The sequence below is a fragment of the Oharaeibacter diazotrophicus genome, assembly GCF_004362745.1.
Lineage (GTDB): Bacteria > Pseudomonadota > Alphaproteobacteria > Rhizobiales > Pleomorphomonadaceae > Oharaeibacter > Oharaeibacter diazotrophicus.
Genome location: NZ_SNXY01000006.1, coordinates 781,765 through 797,990 on the forward strand (window position 1 = coordinate 781,765; position 16,226 = coordinate 797,990).

A 16,226-nucleotide genomic window follows, 5' to 3' on the forward strand; every position below is an offset into this window, starting at 1 on the left:
TTATCCCTTGGGTTTTCGACGCGGGAGGCGGGAGCCGCTACCCTCCCCCTTGCGGGGAGGGTCGACCGCCGGAACGGCGGGCGGGGTGGGGTCGGCGCCGTGCTCCACGATCTTTTGGAAGATTGTGTCGAGAACCCCGTCGAGATTCTCGGTGAGTTCGTTGTTCCAGAAACGCAAGACCTCGAAGCCGCGACTCTCGAGCCACGCGTCGCGGACACGATCCTTCGCACCGTCGTCGTGGCCATGGTGATCGCCGTCGAGCTCGATCACCAGCCGCCCGGCGAGCCAGGCGAAGTCCGCGATGTAGGGTCCGATCGGCGCCTGCCGCCGAAAGTTGGCGCCATACGGGCGCAGGTCCCGCAGTTTGGTCCAGAGCAGGACCTCGTGCCCCGTCATGTCCGCGCGCAGACGCCTCGCCCGGTCTCGCGTGACGGAGTCGATCGAGGTCCGCGGCATCGCCAATCCCTCTCGGAAGAAGTCACCGGCTCGCGGGTGGAAGCCACCCCACCCCGGAATGCTGCGCATTCCGACCCTCCCCGCAAGGGGGAGGGTATTCGTGTGCGGCACCGGCGCGGCCGGAACTCCGAGAGGATCCCCGCCGGGCGAAACGTCCCCGTCCCGCCCTCGCCGGCTCAGACCAGCATCGAGAACGGCTTCTCGACGTAGCCCTTGAAGGCTTGGACCAGCTGCGCGCCGAGCGCGCCGTCGACCGCGCGGTGGTCGGTGGAGAGCGTGACGCTCATCACTGTGGCCACCGCGAGCTGGCCGCCCTTGACCACCGCGCGCTGGTCGCCGGCGCCGACCGCCAGGATGGTGGCGTGCGGCGGATTGATGACGGCGGCAAAGTCCTTCACCCCGAACATGCCGAGGTTGGACACCGAGGTGGTGCCGCCCTGGTATTCTTCCGGCTTCAGCTTGCGGTCCTTGGCGCGCTTGGCGAGGTCCTTGATCTCGTTCGAGATCTGCGACACCGGCTTCTTGTCGGCGCCGCGGATGATCGGTGTGATCAGGCCGCCCGGGATCGACACGGCGACGCCGACGTCCACGACCTTGTGGCGGAGCATGCCGCCGTCGGTCCACGACACGTTGGCGTCCGGCACCGACCGCAGCGCGAGGGCGTAGGCCTTCACGACGAGGTCGTTGACCGAGAGCTTGTAGGTCGGCTTGCCGTCGACCGTCGGCGCGGCGTCGTTGAGCTGGGTGCGCAGCGCCAGCAGCGCGTCGAGCTCGATGTCGACCGTCAGGTAGAAGTGCGGGACGGTCTGCTTCGACTCGGTGAGCCGCCGCGCGATCGTCTTGCGCATACCGTCGTGCGGGATCACCTCGTAGCTGCCCGGCTCGAACAGCTTCAGCGTCATCTCGTCCGACGGGCCGGTCGCGAGCGCCGGCTTCGGCGCGGGGGCCGGAGCGGCGGCGGCCGGGGCCGGCGCCGGGGCGGCCGCGGCGGGCTTGGCACCCGGCTCGGCCTTCTCGACGTCGCGCAGCACGATGCGGCCGTGCGGGCCGGAGCCCTTGACCGCGGCGAGGTCGACGCCCTTGTCCTTCGCCACCCGGCGGGCGAGCGGCGAGGCGAAGATGCGGCCGCCCTCGGCCTTGGCCGGCGCAGACGCCGCGGCGGGAGCCGACGCGGCCGGCGCCGCGGGCGCCGGAGCGGGAGCCGACGCGGGGGCCGTGGCGGGCGCCGCCTCGGCCTTGGCCGGCGCCTTGCCGGCGCCGGCGGCCGCGACGTCCTCGCCCTCGGCGGCGAGCAGCGCGATCACCGCGTTGACCGCCACGTCCTGGGTGCCCGCGGGCACCACTATCTTGGCGACGACGCCCTCGTCGACGGCCTCGACCTCCATGGTGGCCTTGTCGGTCTCGATCTCGGCGATGACGTCGCCGGACTTGACCGTGTCGCCCTCCTTGACGGTCCACTTGGCCAGATTGCCCTTCTCCATCGTGGGAGAGAGCGCCGGCATCAGGATCTCGATCGGCATTGGTTTCCCTCCCAGGATCACGCCGTGTAGGTCACGGCGCGGACCGCGTCGATGACTTCCTTGACGTTCGGCAGCGCCAGCTTTTCCAGGTTCGCCGCGTAGGGCATCGGCACGTCCTTGCCGGTGATCCGGGCGACGGGCGCGTCGAGATAGTCGAAGGCGTTGGCCATGATCTGGTAGGCGATCTCGGAGCCGACGCCCGACTGCGGGTAGCCCTCCTCGATCGTCACCACGCGGCCGGTCTTCTTGACGCTCTCGACCACGGTGGCGACGTCCATCGGACGGATGGTCCTGAGGTCGACGATCTCGGCGTCGATGCCCATGCCGGCGAGTTCCTCGGCCGCCTTGACCGCGTAGGTCATGCCGATCCCGAAGGTGACGAGCGTGACGTCCTTGCCGCGGCGGTGGATGCGCGCCTTGCCGATCGGCAGGACGAGGTCGTCCACCTTCGGCACCTGGAACGACTGACCGTAGAGGATCTCGTTCTCGAGGAAGATCACCGGGTTGGGATCGCGGATCGCGGCCTTGAGCAGGCCCTTGGCGTCGGCGGCCGAATAGGGCTGCACCACCTTGAGGCCGGGGATCTGCGAGTACCAGGCGGCGTAGTCCTGGCTGTGCTGGGCGGCGACGCGGGCGGCCGCGCCGTTGGGGCCGCGGAACACGATCGGGCAGCCCATCTGGCCGCCGGACATGTAGAGCGTCTTGGCGGCCGAATTGATGATGTGGTCGATCGCCTGCATGGCGAAGTTGAACGTCATGAACTCGACGATCGGCTTCAGGCCCGCGAAGGCCGCGCCGACGCCGAGGCCGGCGAAGCCGTGCTCGGTGATCGGCGTGTCGATGACGCGGCGGGCGCCGAACTCCTGCAGCAGCCCCTGCGTGATCTTGTAGGCGCCCTGGTACTCGGCGACCTCCTCGCCCATGACGAAGACGTCGCCGTCGCGGCGCATCTCCTCGGCCATGGCGTCGCGGAGCGCCTCGCGCACCGTCATCGTGACGTACTGGACGTCGGACGGCAGGTCGGGATCGGCGAGCGGCTCGGACTTCGGCTGCGCCGGTACGCCCGAGACGGTCTCCTTCGTGTTCTCGACCGTCGCGATCTTGTCGCCTTGGGCAGGCGCGTCGATGGCGGTCGCAGGGGCCGGAGCGGCGTCGGCCTTCGGCGCGGCGGCCTCGCCCTCGCCCTGGATGCGGGCGATCGGGGTGTTGACCTTCACGCCCTCGGTGCCTTCCGGCACCAGGATCTCGGTCAGCGTGCCCTCGTCGACCGCCTCGACCTCCATGGTCGCCTTGTCGGTCTCGATCTCGGCGATGACGTCACCGGACTTGACGGTGTCGCCCACCTTCTTGGTCCACTTGGCGAGTTTGCCCTCTTCCATCGTCGGCGAGAGGGCCGGCATCAGAATGTCGGTCGGCATTCGGTCAATCCTCCCCTGCCCTCATCCGACGATGCGGAATGACAGGCCGGTCATCTGGTTGAGTGCGTCGATGTCCTTCGGCGTCCTGCAGACGACGAGAAAGTCCTGCCCCAGGTCGTGCTTGGCGAAGCGCAGGCCGGAACTGCACCGCGTGAGCCGGTCGGCGAGTACGTCGATGATGCGCCCGTCCAGCCAGTCGTTGTCCACGACCAGATCGACACGCGAGACTTCGTCGCCATCGACGAACTCGACGAAAGCATGCCCCGCCTCGACGTCGACGCTGTCGCGCACCGCGTCGTAAAGGCGGATGCCGCCGGCGAGCGCCGCCATGTGCTCCACGAAAGTGACGTAGCTGCCGTGGTCCTCGACGCATTCCGCGTCGAGGTGAGCGACGTCGGCCGAAAGCGCCGGCAGCGGGGAGAAGTCCTCGGTGCAGCGCTCGTTGCCGAGAGTCGCGAGCAGCACCTCGAAGTCCACTGCTCGTGCGCGGCCGACATCCCTCGGCTCGCGTTGCCCGAGAAACGCGGCGAGCCGCCCCATGAGGCCCGGTGCGACCTCCCTCAGGGCCGGCGCCCCGTCCTCGGTCAGGGCGGCGGCGATCTCCTCGACCGAGACCCCCTCCCGAGCACGGATGCCGACGTTCGCGAGAACGTCCAGCAGCCGTGCGAGATGGGCACGATCGATCTCGGGGCGGGCACGTCGGTCCATGGGACGACCGTCAGAGCAGGATGTCGGTGTAGAGCTCGGAGGGATCCGGCTCCGGGTCGACGGTGGCGAAATCGGCCGCCTCGGCGACGATGCCGCGCACGTCCTTGTCGATCTGCTTGAGGTCGTCCTCGCTGGCCCAGCCCTTCTCGATCAGGCGCAGGCGGACCTGCTCGATCGGGTCGTGCTCGGTCCGCATCTTCTGGACCTCGTCCTTGGTGCGGTACTTGGCCGGATCGGACATCGAGTGGCCGCGGTAGCGGTAGGTCTGCATCTCGAGGATGTAGGGGCCCTCGCCGGCGCGGCACAGCGCGACGGCGCGCTCGCCGGCCGCCTTGACGGCGCGGATGTCCATGCCGTCGACCTGCTCGCCCGGAATGTTGAACGACAGGCCGCGCTTGGAGAAGTCGGTCTGCGCCGAGGCGCGGGTCACCGCCGTACCCATGGCGTAGCGGTTGTTCTCGATGATGAACACGACGGGCAGGTTCCAGAGCGCCGCCATGTTGAAGGCCTCGTAGACCTGGCCCTGGTTGGCCGCGCCGTCGCCGAAATAGGTGAGCGAGACGCGGTCGTTGCCGCGGTACTTGTTGGCGAAGGCGAGGCCGGCGCCGAGCGGCACCTGCGCGCCGACGATGCCGTGGCCGCCGAAGAACTGCTTCTCGCGGCTGAACATGTGCATCGAGCCGCCCTTGCCGCGGGAGTAGCCCCCGCGCCGGCCGGTCAGCTCGGCCATCACGCCCTTGGCGTCCATGCCGCAGGCCAGCATGTGGCCGTGGTCGCGGTAGCCGGTGACGACCTGATCCTCGCCCTCGCGGATGCACATCTGCATGCCGACGACGACGGCTTCCTGGCCGATGTAGAGATGGCAGAAGCCGCCGATCAGGCCCATGCCGTACATCTGGCCCGCCTTCTCCTCGAAGCGGCGGATCAGCAGCATGTCGGTGTAGGCCTGGATCTCCTCTTCCTTCGAGAACTCGGCGATGGCGGGAACGTCGCGTGCCGCGTCCTGTTTGGACGAGCGTGAACGCTTCTCGGCGGTGGGTCGCACGGCCATATGGTCCTCCCCGGATCTGGGTTCGTATGCCCGGGAACGACGGAACGCGATCGGCCTCTGCAAGTCAACGGTGATGGCGCATATCGATCATGCGATCGGCGCAAGCCTAGGTTATCTAATCAACCGAAATTCGGTTCATTTTATCTGATTGACTGGATTTCAGTTATCTTGCACTGCAGCACGGCCGTTCAGCAGGATCACGACCTCGTTCGGATGCACCATGTTGAGCTGCTCGCGGGCGCGCTCGTCCACCATGTCCTGGTCGAGGCTGCCGGAGCGCATGAGTTGAACGCGGTTCTCCAGCGCCGCCCGTTCGGTCGAGATCCGGTTCAGGTCGGCCTTCAGTTGGGACATCTTCGTCTCGAGCCGCTGGCGCCCGACGATGCCGTATTCGCCGTGGAAGGCGTGGTACGCGAAGTACCCGAGGAACACCGCGGTGACCGCCGGGAGGATCAGGTGGCGGGACCGCGAGGGCCGGTACTGACGGGTGGTCATGCGACGCAACTCTCGAACGCGGGACGTCCTGTCCCCTGCCCGGAGAGCATGGCGTGGTCATGGTAAAGGGGGCGTTTACCGCGCTGCGGCGACGAATTGCGCGCCCACCCCGGATACATGCCCGTTACATATCTCCGGAAATCGGTTAGCGTCCGCCTCCGCAGGATCGACGGGGAGCTTGGAAATGCGCGTCGCGGCCGTGGTCGGTGTGCTGATGTCACTCGGAATCGCCGGTTTCGCCGGACCGGCGGCGGCCGGTCCCCGCGAGACGCCCTTCGCCATCACCACGCCTCCGCAGGGCGCGATGGACCTCTCCGCGGACGCCGCGACGTCGCCGGGGGGATTCGTGGCGACTTGGACGCGGGTCGACGTCGGCGGCAAGGGCAACAGCGTCCGCATCCGCGAATACGACCGCGCCGGTCGCGCCGCGGGGCCGGAGGTGGTGGTGGCCGCCGGGCCCTCGACGCTCGGCGGCTTCTCCCGCGTGATCTCGCTCGGCGGCAACCGCATGCTGGTGACGTGGCGGGACATGATCACGCTCTACGGCGCCGTCTACGACGTCGGCACCAACAAGGTCGGCCCGAAGCGCGCGATCGCCTACAGCAACGAGCAGCTGACCGATCTGGTCACGCTCGCCAACGGCAACGTCGCCGTCGTGACCTCCGGCTACAAGCCGGGCACGACCAACTATTACGTCACCCTCACCATCCTCTCGAAGACCAACCTCGCCGTGCTGCGCGGCCCGACGCCGGTGCACGACACCTCCTACTTCGGCTTCAACACCATCGGCCAGGACTACGCCGTGGCGCGACTCGGCAACGGCGGCGTCGTCGTGCGCATGGACCGGGTCGACGGTCAGGTCTACGTCCGCCGCTTCGCCGCCAACGGCACCTTCGTCGCCAAGGAGCGGCGCATCAACACCACCGTCAACCAGTCCGGCAGCCTGTTCGAGCGCGTCTATCGCAACGTCGAGGCGGTGCGGCTGACGAACGGCAAGGTCTTCGTCGCCTGGGCCAGCCTTGAGGGCAACGCCTTCATCGACGGCCTGGAGATCCGCGGGCGATATCTCGACGCCAACGGCGTGCCGACCGGTGCCGAGGTCCACGTCAACGCCGACGCCAAGGGCCGCCAGACCAAACCCGAACTCGTCGCCCTCGCCGGCGGCGCGGTGCTCGCCGGCTGGGCCACGGAGCGGATCGACGCTACGCAGGAGACCCAGTTCCGCAAGTTCGCGGCCACCGGCAAGGGCGGCCCGGTCCGCACCCTCGACACCAACGCCGACGGCGCAATCGGATTGCGCTCCGACTTCAGCCTGCTCGGCGACGGCTCGGTCGCGAACGTCTTCTCCGGCCCGTCGGCGGTGATGGCCGAGGGCATCCCGGCCAAGCAGTTCTGACCGCCCCGGGGAGGGCGCGCCCTCCCCTTGCCCGGAGTCTCAGCCGCCGACCGCGAGGCTCTTCAGCTTGCGATGGAGGGCCGAGCGCTCCATGCCGACGAACTCGGCGGTGCGCGAGATGTTGCCGCCGAAGCGGTTGAGCTGGGCCTTGAGATACTCGCGCTCGAAGATTTCGCGGGCGTCGCGCAGCGGCAGCGCCATCAGGTGCTCGCCGCCGGTGGACGTCGGCAGCGTCGGCAGCATGGTGCCGACCTCCGAAGGCAAGAGGTCGGCGGTGATGACCGCCTCGGGATCGCCGCGGGTCAGGATCATCAGCCGCTCGACGTTGTTGCGCAGCTGACGCAGATTGCCGGGCCAGTCGTGCGCCTGCAGCACGGCCATGGCGTCGTCGCCGATCCGGCGGATCGGCAGGCCGGTGGCCCGGGCGATCTGGCGCATCATGTGGTCGATCAGGAACGGGATGTCCTCGCGCCGCTCCGACAGGCCGGGCACCCGGATCGGCACCACCGCGAGGCGGTGGAACAGGTCCTCGCGGAAGCGGCCCTCGGCGATCTCGCGCTCGAGGTCGCGGGCGGTGGAGGAGACGAGGCGAACGTCGACCTGGACCTTCTGGGTGCCGCCGACACGCAGGAACGACTGGTCGACCAGGACGCGCAGGATCCGCGCCTGGGTCTCGCGCGGCATGTCGGCGATCTCGTCGAGGTAGATCGTGCCGCCGTGCGCCTCCTCGAGCGCGCCGACCGTGCGCCGGCCGTTCTCGTCGGCTTCGACGCCGAACAGCTCGGTCTCCATCTTGTCCGGCGTGATCGCGGCGGCGTTCAGCACCACGAAGGGCCCGTTGGCGCGGCCCGACTGGGCGTGGATCGCCCGCGCCACGATCTCCTTGCCGGAGCCGGACGGACCGGTGATCAGGATGCGGCTGTTGGTGGGGGCGACGCGCTCGACCGTGTTGCGCAACTGGTTCACCACCGGCGAGACGCCGACGATGCCGTCGGGGCGGTCGGAGCGCAGCTTGAGCTCCTGGACCTCGCGCTTCAGCTTGAACGCCTCGAGGGCGCGGTCGGCGACCAGCAGCAGGCGGTCGGCCTTGAACGGCTTCTCGATGTAGTCGTAGGCGCCGCGCTTGATCGCCGACACCGCGGTCTCGACGTTGCCGTGGCCGGAGATCATCACCACCGGCAGGTCGGGATGGTCCTTGCGGATCTCGTCGAGCAGCGCGAGGCCGTCGAGCCGACTGCCCTGCAGCCAGATGTCGAGGAAGACCAGCTGCGGCCGCCGCTCGGCGATCGACGCCAGCGCGCGGTCGGCGTCGCCGGCGGTGCGGGTGCCGTGGCCCTCGTCGTCGAGGATCCCGGCGACCAGTTCGCGGATGTCGGCTTCGTCGTCGACGATGAGGATGTCGGTGGCCATGGGCGTGCTCGTTCAGGCTCGCTCGGTGTCTCGTGTCGGCGCGGGGTCGGCGGCAACGGGGCCGACCTTCGGGGCGACGGGCAGCGTGACCCGCACCATCGCGCCGCGGCCGCCGGATGCGACCGCGGGTGAATCCAGGAGTTCGATCGTGCCGTCGTGCTCCTCGACGATCTTGCGGACGATCGCGAGGCCGAGGCCGGTGCCCTTCTCGCGGGTCGTCATGTAGGGCTCGAGCAGGCGGTGGCGGTCGTGGGTCGGCAGGCCGATGCCGGTGTCGATCACCTCGACCACGTTGGCGGCGCCTTCGCGGCGGGCGAAGACGTCGACGCGCATGCCCTCGCGCTCGTCGGGCGGCAGGCCGGTGATCGCCTCGACCGCGTTCTTGACGAGGTTGGTGATCGCCTGGCTCATCAGACGGTGGTCGAACAGCCCCGTCAGCGGCGCGTCCGGCAGGTGGGTCTCGAAGGCGATGTCCGGGTGGCCGACGCTCATCAGGAAGATCGCCTCGCGGATCGGTTCGGCGAGGTCGCGCTGCTCCATCGCCGGCTTCGGCATCCGGGCGAAGGCGGAGAACTCGTCGACCATGCGGCCGATGTCGCCGACCTGCCGCACGATGGTGTCGACGCACTGGTCGAACACCTTGCGGTCGTCGTCGGCGACGTTCTTGCCGAAGCGGCGGCGGATGCGCTCGGCCGAGAGCTGGATCGGCGTCAGCGGGTTCTTGATCTCGTGGGCGATGCGGCGGGCGACGTCGGCCCAGGCCGAGGTGCGCTGCGCCTGCATCAGGTCGGTGATGTCGTCCAGGGTGACGACGTAGCCGTGCTCGCGGTCGGGCGACTGGTCGGAGGCGACGCGGGCGGAGACGATCCGCTCCTTGCCGCGACGCACCAGCGTCACGGTCGCCTGATGGACGCGGCCGTCGTCGCGGGCGGCGGCGGCGACGAGCGGCCCCAGTTCGGGAACCTCGTCGACGAGACGGCGGCCGATCAGGTCGAACTCGTCGAGGCCGAGCAGCAGGGTCGCCGAGCGATTGGCGAGCGAGACGTGGCCGTCGTTGGAGACGCCGACGACGCCGGCGGTGACGCCGGTCAGCACCGCCTCGGTGAAGCGGCGGCGGCGGTCGACCTGATCGTTGGCGGCGAGCAACTCGTTGCGCTGCGAGCGCAGTTCGTTGGTCATGGTGTTGAAGGTGGTGCCGAGGCTGGCGAGGTCGTCGCCGCGGGCGCCGACCGGCACCTCGGCCGAAAGGTTGCCGTGCGCCACCGCCTCCGCCGCCACGATCAGCCGTCGGATCGGCGCCACCAGCCCGTTGGCGAAGGAGAGGCCGAGCCAGACCGCGCTCAGCAGCAGCACTACCGACAGCCCGGCGAAGACGAGGCCGAAGCCGCGCTGGATGTCGCCGCGCGAGGCCTCGAGTTCGCGGTACTCGACCGCGCTCTCGCGGGCGAGGCGGAGGTTGTCGAGCACCTTGGCGTCGAGCAGGCGGACGACGTAGAGGTAGACGTCGTCGTAGGCCTTGAGCTTCAGGACGCCGCCGACCTGATTGGAATCGCCCGGCGAGATCAGCACGACGCCGCCCTTGCCCGCCTCCTCGATCGCCCGCGGCGGCGGCATGATGGTGGTCTGGTCCGGCTCGAGTTCGGTGCGCAGGATCACCGTGCCGCCGTGGTCGAGCAGGTAGAGCGAGGTGACACCGCGCAGCGACGCCTGCGCCTGCATGGCCGAGTCGAACCGGCCGGGCTCGTAATCGTAGAGCGGCTTGGCGGCGTCGAGCGCCGATGCGATGCCGATCAGGTCGCCGCGCAGCACCCGCGCGTGCTCCTGCATGTAGGCGCTGGCGACCGTGAGCACGTTGTCGACGATCGTGCGGGTGCGCTGCTCGAACCAGCGGTCGAGGCCCTGGTCGATGGTGATGGCGAAGGCGCCGGCCACCAGCGCCGCCGGCAGCGCCGCCATCAGCGAGAACAGCGCGACGATGCGCAGGTGCAGCCGCGCGGCGGCGCGCCCCTCGTACCACGACTTCCAGAGCTTCCACGCCTCGACGCCGACGACCGCGACGACGCCGAGCACCAGCACGGCGTCGATGCCGAGGGCCGGGCGGACGATGGCGGTGGTCGGCTGCCAGGGGGTCAGGTTGGTGATCAGCGCGAAGGTCGCGAGCGAGGCCGCCAGCGCCAGACCGACGAGGACGATGCCGATCCACCGGCGCAGTCGCCCGTCGCCGCTGCCGCCGCCGCCGAACGGCACGCCGGCCGGTGCATGCACCTCGATCGCCACCCTGGCCTCGCTTTCCCCCGATCCCGAATCCGCACCGTCCCGGCGCGACAGAGGCAGGGGTGTAGCACGATTGTTGCAAAATTGCGACACCGCGCCATGCTGCAGGGCGGCATTTCGGCGTGGTCCGTCCACGGTCACGCTTGACTCCGTGCGCGTGCGGTTGCTCAGTGGATCCCTTGTCGATCGCCCGCCGGCGCGAGGCGCGCGCCCCTATGCGCCGCGCGGACGGAGGGCGACGAGGCGGCGAGAGGTCGACCGGTCGCAGAACCGGCGGCCGGGTCTATCCGACGACCGGTTCAGGACATGCGAAAGCTCAGGACGGCCAAGTTCCAGATCGGCGATGTGGTCAAGCACCGCCATTTCCCCTTCCGCGGCGTGATCTTCGACGTCGATCCCGTCTTCTCCAACACCGAGGAGTGGTACGAGGCGATTCCGGAGGCGATGCGCCCCTCGAAGGATCAGCCCTTCTACCATCTCTACGCCGAGAATGCGGAGAGCGAGTACGTCGCCTACGTCTCGGAGCAGAATCTCGAGGCGGACGAGTCGGGCATGCCGATCCGCCATCCGGAGGTCGAGAGCACGCTGATCGTGCGCGACGACGGCTCCTACTCCCTGCCGCGCGCCTCGCTGAACTGAGGCCGGTCGGCGCCGGGCGCCGATCCGCCGCGACCCGAATCCCTTCCGAAACGCGAAGGGCGCGCCGATCCGCGGGGATCGACGCGCCCTTCTCGATTCCGGCCCTGCGGCGGGCTCGGCCGGTTCGCGTCACTGCGCCGGCTGCTGGCCCTCGGCGGCCTTCTGGGCGTCGATCAGCTTCTGCTGGGCTTCCTTGGCCTTGCGCTGCAGCTCGGACTGCAGCTGCTCCTGCTGGCGCTGCAGCGCCGCGGTGTCGATCGCCGGGCCGTCGAAGGCGGCGGTGAAGCCCTTCAGCGACAGCTTGAAGGTGACCGCCTTGGCCTGCTGGTTCAGCGTGGTCAGGACGAGGTCGTTGCCCTTCTTCATCGACGCGATGTAGGCGTCGTTGACCGGCAGCTCGGCGAAGCAGGCGTTCGGGAAGCAGATGGTGTACTTCGCCGCGTCCTGCTTGCCGTTGTCGATCTGAACGCGCATGCCCGGCTGGACGAGCATGCCGACGGGGGTCTGCAGCAGCAGGATGCGACGGGCCTCGCCGTCGACCGAGCGGACGCCGGCCGAGGCCAGGAACTGGCCGCCGTCGGTGCGCAGCTCGCGCTGGACGAAGCAGATCTGCTTCTTGGCGGTCTTGTCCTCGCCGCAGAGCTTGATCCAGTCGTTGGCGGGAGCGCCGGAAGCGGCGGCGCCCGCGGCCTGATCGGCCGCCGGGGCGGCGGGGGTGGCGGCGTTCTGGGCGACCGCCTGGGTCGCGAGGATCGCGAAGCCGAAGGTGGCCGCGACCGCGCCGCCGAGCATCCGCCTGGAAGAAATCTGCGCCATGTCGAAAGGATCCCCTGAATCTGGGTCCCGCGCGAGCGGGGGAAGACGTCGGGCTACGGTTCGTCAGATTTCGTGCCGGATGTCAACCGCCGCGACCCGCCCCGAGGGGCCGGCGCCGACCGGCCCGGAATCGAACCCGGCGGCGGTGTCTTTCCGGTCACGCCCGGCCGACCGACCGAACCCGCGACATGACCGGCTTGGTGCCGATCAATTGGGGCGACACGGTGACCTCGCCGCCCCTTCCGCCCCACCGCAGGACACCGGATCGCGACGTACGCAGCGCGAACGTGTTATCGTCGCAGGCGGATTCGGGAGAGATTCGGAGACCTTCGTCAGTGCTGTCCGCCGTCCGTCGCCTCGCCGTCGCGCTCGCCGCCGCGCTGCCGCTCCTCGCCGGAGCCTCCGCGCTCGCCGCGCCCGCCCACGGCATCGCGATGCACGGCGATCCGGCGCTGCCCGCCGGCTTCGACCACCTGCCCTACGCCAACCCCGACGCGCCGAAGGGCGGGCGGCTGAGGCTCGGTTTCACCGGCACCTTCGACAGCCTGAACCCGTTCATCGTCAAGGGCAACGCGCCGCGCGGCCTGCACGATGCGCTCTACGGCAGCAACGTCTGGGACACGCTGCTCACCCGTTCGGCCGACGAGCCGTTCTCGCTCTACGGGCTCCTCGCCGAGACCGTCGACGTGCCGGACGACCGCAGCTGGGTCGAGTTCCAGCTCCGCCCCGAGGCGCGCTTCTCGGACGGCACGCCGCTCACCGTCGACGACGTCATCTTCACGGTCGACCTCCTGAAGTCGAAGGGCCGGCCGATCTACCGGACCCGCTTCGCCAAGGTCGCCTCGCTGGACAAGGTCGGCGAACGCGGCATCCGCTTCGTGTTCGGCGACGGCGCCGACCGCGAACTGCCGCTGCTGATCGGACTGACGCCGATCTTCTCGCACCTGAAGACCGATCCGGCCACGTTCGAGAAGTCCGGCTACGCCGCCCCGCTCGGCGCGGGGCCCTACGTGATCGCCGAGGTCGACCCGGGTGCCCGCGTGCTCCTGAAGCGCAACCCGGACTACTGGGGCCGCAACCTGCCGATCAAGCGCGGCGTCGACAACTTCGACGAAATCTCGATCGAGTATTTCGGCGACCAGACCGCCTATTTCGAGGCCTTCAAGAAGGGCGAGTTCGACATGCTGCTGGAGGCCGATCCGGGCCGCTGGGCAACCGGATACGGCTTCGCCGCGGCCAAGGACGGCCGGGTCGCGCTCGAGGAACTGCCGAACGGCTCGCCGCGCAACATGATCGGCTTCGTCTTCAACACCCGCCGCGAGCAGTTCCGCGACATCAGGGTGCGGCAGGCGCTGGTGCGCCTGTTCGACGGCGAGTGGATCGTCCGCAACCTCTACCACGGCGCCTTCGCCCGCACAGGCTCCTATTTCCAGGGCACGGCCCTGTCGGCGCTCGGCGTACCGGCCGACGAGGCCGAGCGCGCCCTGCTCGCGCCCTACGCCGACGCCGTCGACCCCGTGGTGATGGAGGGCACGTGGCAGGTGCCGAAGAGTGACGGCTCGGGCCGCGACCGCAAGGCGCTGCGCGAGGCGCTCGACCTCCTGCGCGCCGCCGGCTGGACGCTGAAGGACGGCAAGCTGGTCGACGCCGCCGGCAAGCCGTTCTCCTTCGAATTCATGGCGAAGTCGCCCGACGAGGAGCGCATCGCGCTGGCGTGGCAGCCGACGTTGAAGCTGCTCGGCATCGACATGCGGGTGCGTACCGTCGATTCGACCCAGTATTACGACCGCCAGAAGACCTTCGACTTCGACATGCTGCAGATGGTCTGGCTGTCGTCGCTGTCGCCCGGCAACGAGCAGGGCAACCGCTGGTCGTCCGCCGCGGCGACGACCGAGGGCAGCTTCAACTATCCCGGCGTCGCCTCGCCGGGGGTCGACGCCATGATCGACGCCCTGCTCGCCGCCCGCGAGCGCAAGGACTTCGAGGCCGCCGTGCGCGCGCTCGACCGGCTGCTGATCTCCGGCGTCTACTGCGTGCCGCTGTTCCACATGCCCAAGGACCTCGTGGCGCGCTGGACCCGCGTGGCGCGCCCCGACAAAGTCGCCCTCACCGGCATCCAGCCCACCACGTGGTGGGCGTCGAAGCCCTGAGCCCCGAGCACCCCGAGCGATCGCAGAAGGACCGGAGGTCGCCATGATCCTCACTCCCGACGAAACCAGCCGACGGAACATCGAAACGGGAGTCTGGTCGCGCGTCACCCTCGATCAGGTGTTCCGCAAGCGCCTCGCCGCCGACGGCGACGACGTCGCCTTCCGCGACTGCGGCGCCTCGCACGTGCCGGGTCTCTCGGCCTCGCTGACCTTCGCGGAGGCCGAACGGCGGATCGAGGGCCTCGCGGCCTTCTTCGCCAGTCTCGGCCTCAAGCCCGACACGGTCCTCGGCATCCATCTGCCGGCCTGCGCCGACGCGGCGATCATCATGCTGGCGGCGCTGCGCGCCGGCATGGTGGTGTGCCCGTTGCCGATCTACTGGACCAAGAAGGAGATCGAGACCGCGATCGCCGCGGCCGCGATCCGCGGCATCGTCACCGCCTCGGAGATCGAGGCCGATCCGTCGGGCGAACTGGTCCGCGACGTCGCCGCCGACACCTTCGCCATCCGCTTCGTGTTCTCGGTCGGCCGCGGCGCGCCGGACGGCCTGATCACCCTCGACGACATCTGGGCCGACCTCGACCATCTCGGCCCCGCCCCCGAGGTGACGCGTCGCGGCAACGCCGCCGACCACACCGCCCTGCTCTCGATCGCGGCGGCGCCGGACGACCGCCTCGTCGTGGTGCCGCACAGCCACAACCACCTCGTCGCCTCCGCCCTCGCCCACCTGCTCGAGGGCGGCATCGCCGGTCCGGAGACGATCCTGACCACGATGCACCCGGCGAGCGTCGCCACGGTGGCCGGGGCGATGTTGACCGCCTTCCTCGCCGGCGGCGCCGTCGCCTTCCACCACGGCGTCTCGCTCGAGGACCTCGGCGAGGCCGTCGCCGCCGCCGGCTGCGACCGACTGCTGCTGCCGGCCGCCTTCGCCGCCGCGGCCGACGTGGTCACCGCGCCCGAGATCGCCTTCTCGATGGTGTCGACCGGTCTCGAATCCGTCGCGCCGCCGCATCTCGCCCGCGCCCGCAAGGCGGTCGACCTCGTCACCGTCGGCGGCACCTGCCTCCTGCCGATCGCGCGCGGGGCGGACGGCGCACCGGGCGTGCTGCCGATCGGCCCGGCGCACCTGCCGAGCCGCGGCGGTGCCGGCGGTCCGGTGTTCTACGAGACGCGCGTTCGCAGCCGCCAGCCGCGCACCGGCGAACGCCGGGGCGAGCGCGCCCCGTCGGAACTGCAACTGCGCGGTCCGATCGTGCCGGACGCGCCCTGGCCCGAGCCGACCTCGGGCGCGTCGGGCGCCGTGCTCGGCTTCACCAGCGACGGCTTCCTGCGCACCGGCCTCCTCGCCGAGCCGAGCGAGGACCAGACCGGATTATCGATCGACGGCCCGGTGCACGACAGCGTCGTGGTCGCCGGCCGTGCGCTGTCGGCGTCCCGCCTCGACGCCCTGTTCCGCCGCCATCCCGACGTCGCCGACGCCGCGGTGTTCCGCATCGCCGGCGGCGAGGGCCCGGATCGGCTCGGTCTCGCCGTGGTCGCCCGTTCCGGCCGTCAGCCCGACTACTACGCCCTGCTCGACTGGCTCGACGCCGAGGGCGCCGGCGCGCTCGACCGTCCCGGTTCGATGATCGCCGTGCCCGAGATCCCCCGCGCCGCCGACGGCACCGTCCTGCGCGACACCCTGCTGTGGAAGGCGGTGGCCTGAGCCGACCGCCTCCGACACCCGTGCCGGCCGTTTGACATTTCATGCAGGGTCGCCGATCCTGCTTTCCTGTTCGCTGCGCCCGACCAACGGGGTGGTTGCGACAATCGATTGTGATGCTCGCGTCGGCCGCCCGTTTCGGGACGGCGGAGGGATGCGGCAGCCCCGACCCATTTCGGTTCGCCCGGTTC

13 protein-coding genes are annotated in these 16,226 nt (G+C 70.0%); 4 read left to right on the top strand and 9 right to left on the bottom strand.

Annotated features, from left to right (window positions below; all coding sequences use genetic code 11):
* The 6 genes from EDD54_RS03745 to EDD54_RS03770 form a co-directional block, all read right to left on the bottom strand.
* Entirely contained in the window at positions 1-525 is a 525-nt protein-coding gene (locus EDD54_RS03745) for an endonuclease domain-containing protein (protein WP_321184111.1), read from the bottom strand.
* 107 nt (positions 526-632) lie between these two features.
* Positions 633-1,976 carry a pyruvate dehydrogenase complex dihydrolipoamide acetyltransferase gene (locus tag EDD54_RS03750; protein ID WP_126536445.1) on the bottom strand — a complete coding sequence of 448 codons (1,344 nt, stop codon included), beginning with the start codon at positions 1,974-1,976 and terminating at the stop codon, positions 633-635.
* A gap of 17 nt (positions 1,977-1,993) precedes the next feature.
* Positions 1,994-3,394 (bottom strand): pyruvate dehydrogenase complex E1 component subunit beta, encoded by a 1,401-nt coding sequence (locus EDD54_RS03755; RefSeq protein ID WP_126536443.1) that lies wholly within the window; start codon positions 3,392-3,394, stop codon positions 1,994-1,996.
* A gap of 21 nt (positions 3,395-3,415) precedes the next feature.
* A complete protein-coding gene (locus EDD54_RS03760; protein ID WP_126536441.1) occupies positions 3,416-4,102 on the bottom strand; it encodes a hypothetical protein in 687 nt (228 codons plus the stop codon).
* Between the two features lie 10 nt (positions 4,103-4,112).
* Complete coding sequence (pdhA, locus tag EDD54_RS03765; protein ID WP_126536439.1) at positions 4,113-5,153, bottom strand: pyruvate dehydrogenase (acetyl-transferring) E1 component subunit alpha; 1,041 nt, start codon at positions 5,151-5,153, stop codon at positions 4,113-4,115.
* A gap of 159 nt (positions 5,154-5,312) precedes the next feature.
* A complete protein-coding gene (locus tag EDD54_RS03770) occupies positions 5,313-5,648 on the bottom strand; it encodes an FtsB family cell division protein (RefSeq protein WP_126536438.1) in 336 nt (111 codons plus the stop codon).
* 184 nt (positions 5,649-5,832) lie between these two features.
* On the opposite strand from EDD54_RS03770, the gene EDD54_RS03775 reads away from it, so the two are divergent.
* The gene (locus tag EDD54_RS03775) at positions 5,833-7,044 is read left to right on the top strand and encodes a hypothetical protein (protein WP_126536437.1); all 1,212 of its coding nucleotides are present in this window, start codon (positions 5,833-5,835) and stop codon (positions 7,042-7,044) included.
* 39 nt (positions 7,045-7,083) lie between these two features.
* On the opposite strand, the gene ntrX is transcribed toward EDD54_RS03775, so the two are convergent.
* Together ntrX and EDD54_RS03785 are read right to left on the bottom strand one after the other, a co-directional pair.
* Positions 7,084-8,454, bottom strand: a complete 1,371-nt coding sequence (ntrX, locus tag EDD54_RS03780; protein ID WP_126536436.1) for a nitrogen assimilation response regulator NtrX — start codon at positions 8,452-8,454, stop codon at positions 7,084-7,086.
* A gap of 12 nt (positions 8,455-8,466) precedes the next feature.
* Positions 8,467-10,731 (bottom strand): sensor histidine kinase NtrY-like, encoded by a 2,265-nt coding sequence (locus EDD54_RS03785; protein ID WP_208112145.1) that lies wholly within the window; start codon positions 10,729-10,731, stop codon positions 8,467-8,469.
* Positions 10,732-11,034: 303 nt separating this feature from the next.
* On the opposite strand from EDD54_RS03785, the gene hspQ reads away from it, so the two are divergent.
* Positions 11,035-11,367: a heat shock protein HspQ gene (hspQ, locus tag EDD54_RS03790; RefSeq protein ID WP_126536434.1), complete on the top strand. Its 333-nt coding sequence runs from the start codon at positions 11,035-11,037 to the stop codon at positions 11,365-11,367.
* 129 nt (positions 11,368-11,496) lie between these two features.
* Here hspQ and EDD54_RS03795 read toward each other — a convergent pair whose 3' ends face one another.
* Complete coding sequence (locus tag EDD54_RS03795) at positions 11,497-12,183, bottom strand: invasion associated locus B family protein (protein ID WP_126536432.1); 687 nt, start codon at positions 12,181-12,183, stop codon at positions 11,497-11,499.
* A gap of 335 nt (positions 12,184-12,518) precedes the next feature.
* Here EDD54_RS03795 and EDD54_RS03800 point away from each other — a divergent pair, with 335 nt between their 5' ends.
* Both EDD54_RS03800 and EDD54_RS03805 read left to right on the top strand, forming a co-directional pair.
* Positions 12,519-14,333 carry an extracellular solute-binding protein gene (locus tag EDD54_RS03800; RefSeq protein ID WP_245515626.1) on the top strand — a complete coding sequence of 605 codons (1,815 nt, stop codon included), beginning with the start codon at positions 12,519-12,521 and terminating at the stop codon, positions 14,331-14,333.
* Between the two features lie 43 nt (positions 14,334-14,376).
* Positions 14,377-16,038, top strand: a complete 1,662-nt coding sequence (locus EDD54_RS03805; RefSeq protein WP_126536428.1) for an AMP-binding protein — start codon at positions 14,377-14,379, stop codon at positions 16,036-16,038.
* Positions 16,039-16,226 lie beyond the last annotated feature (188 nt).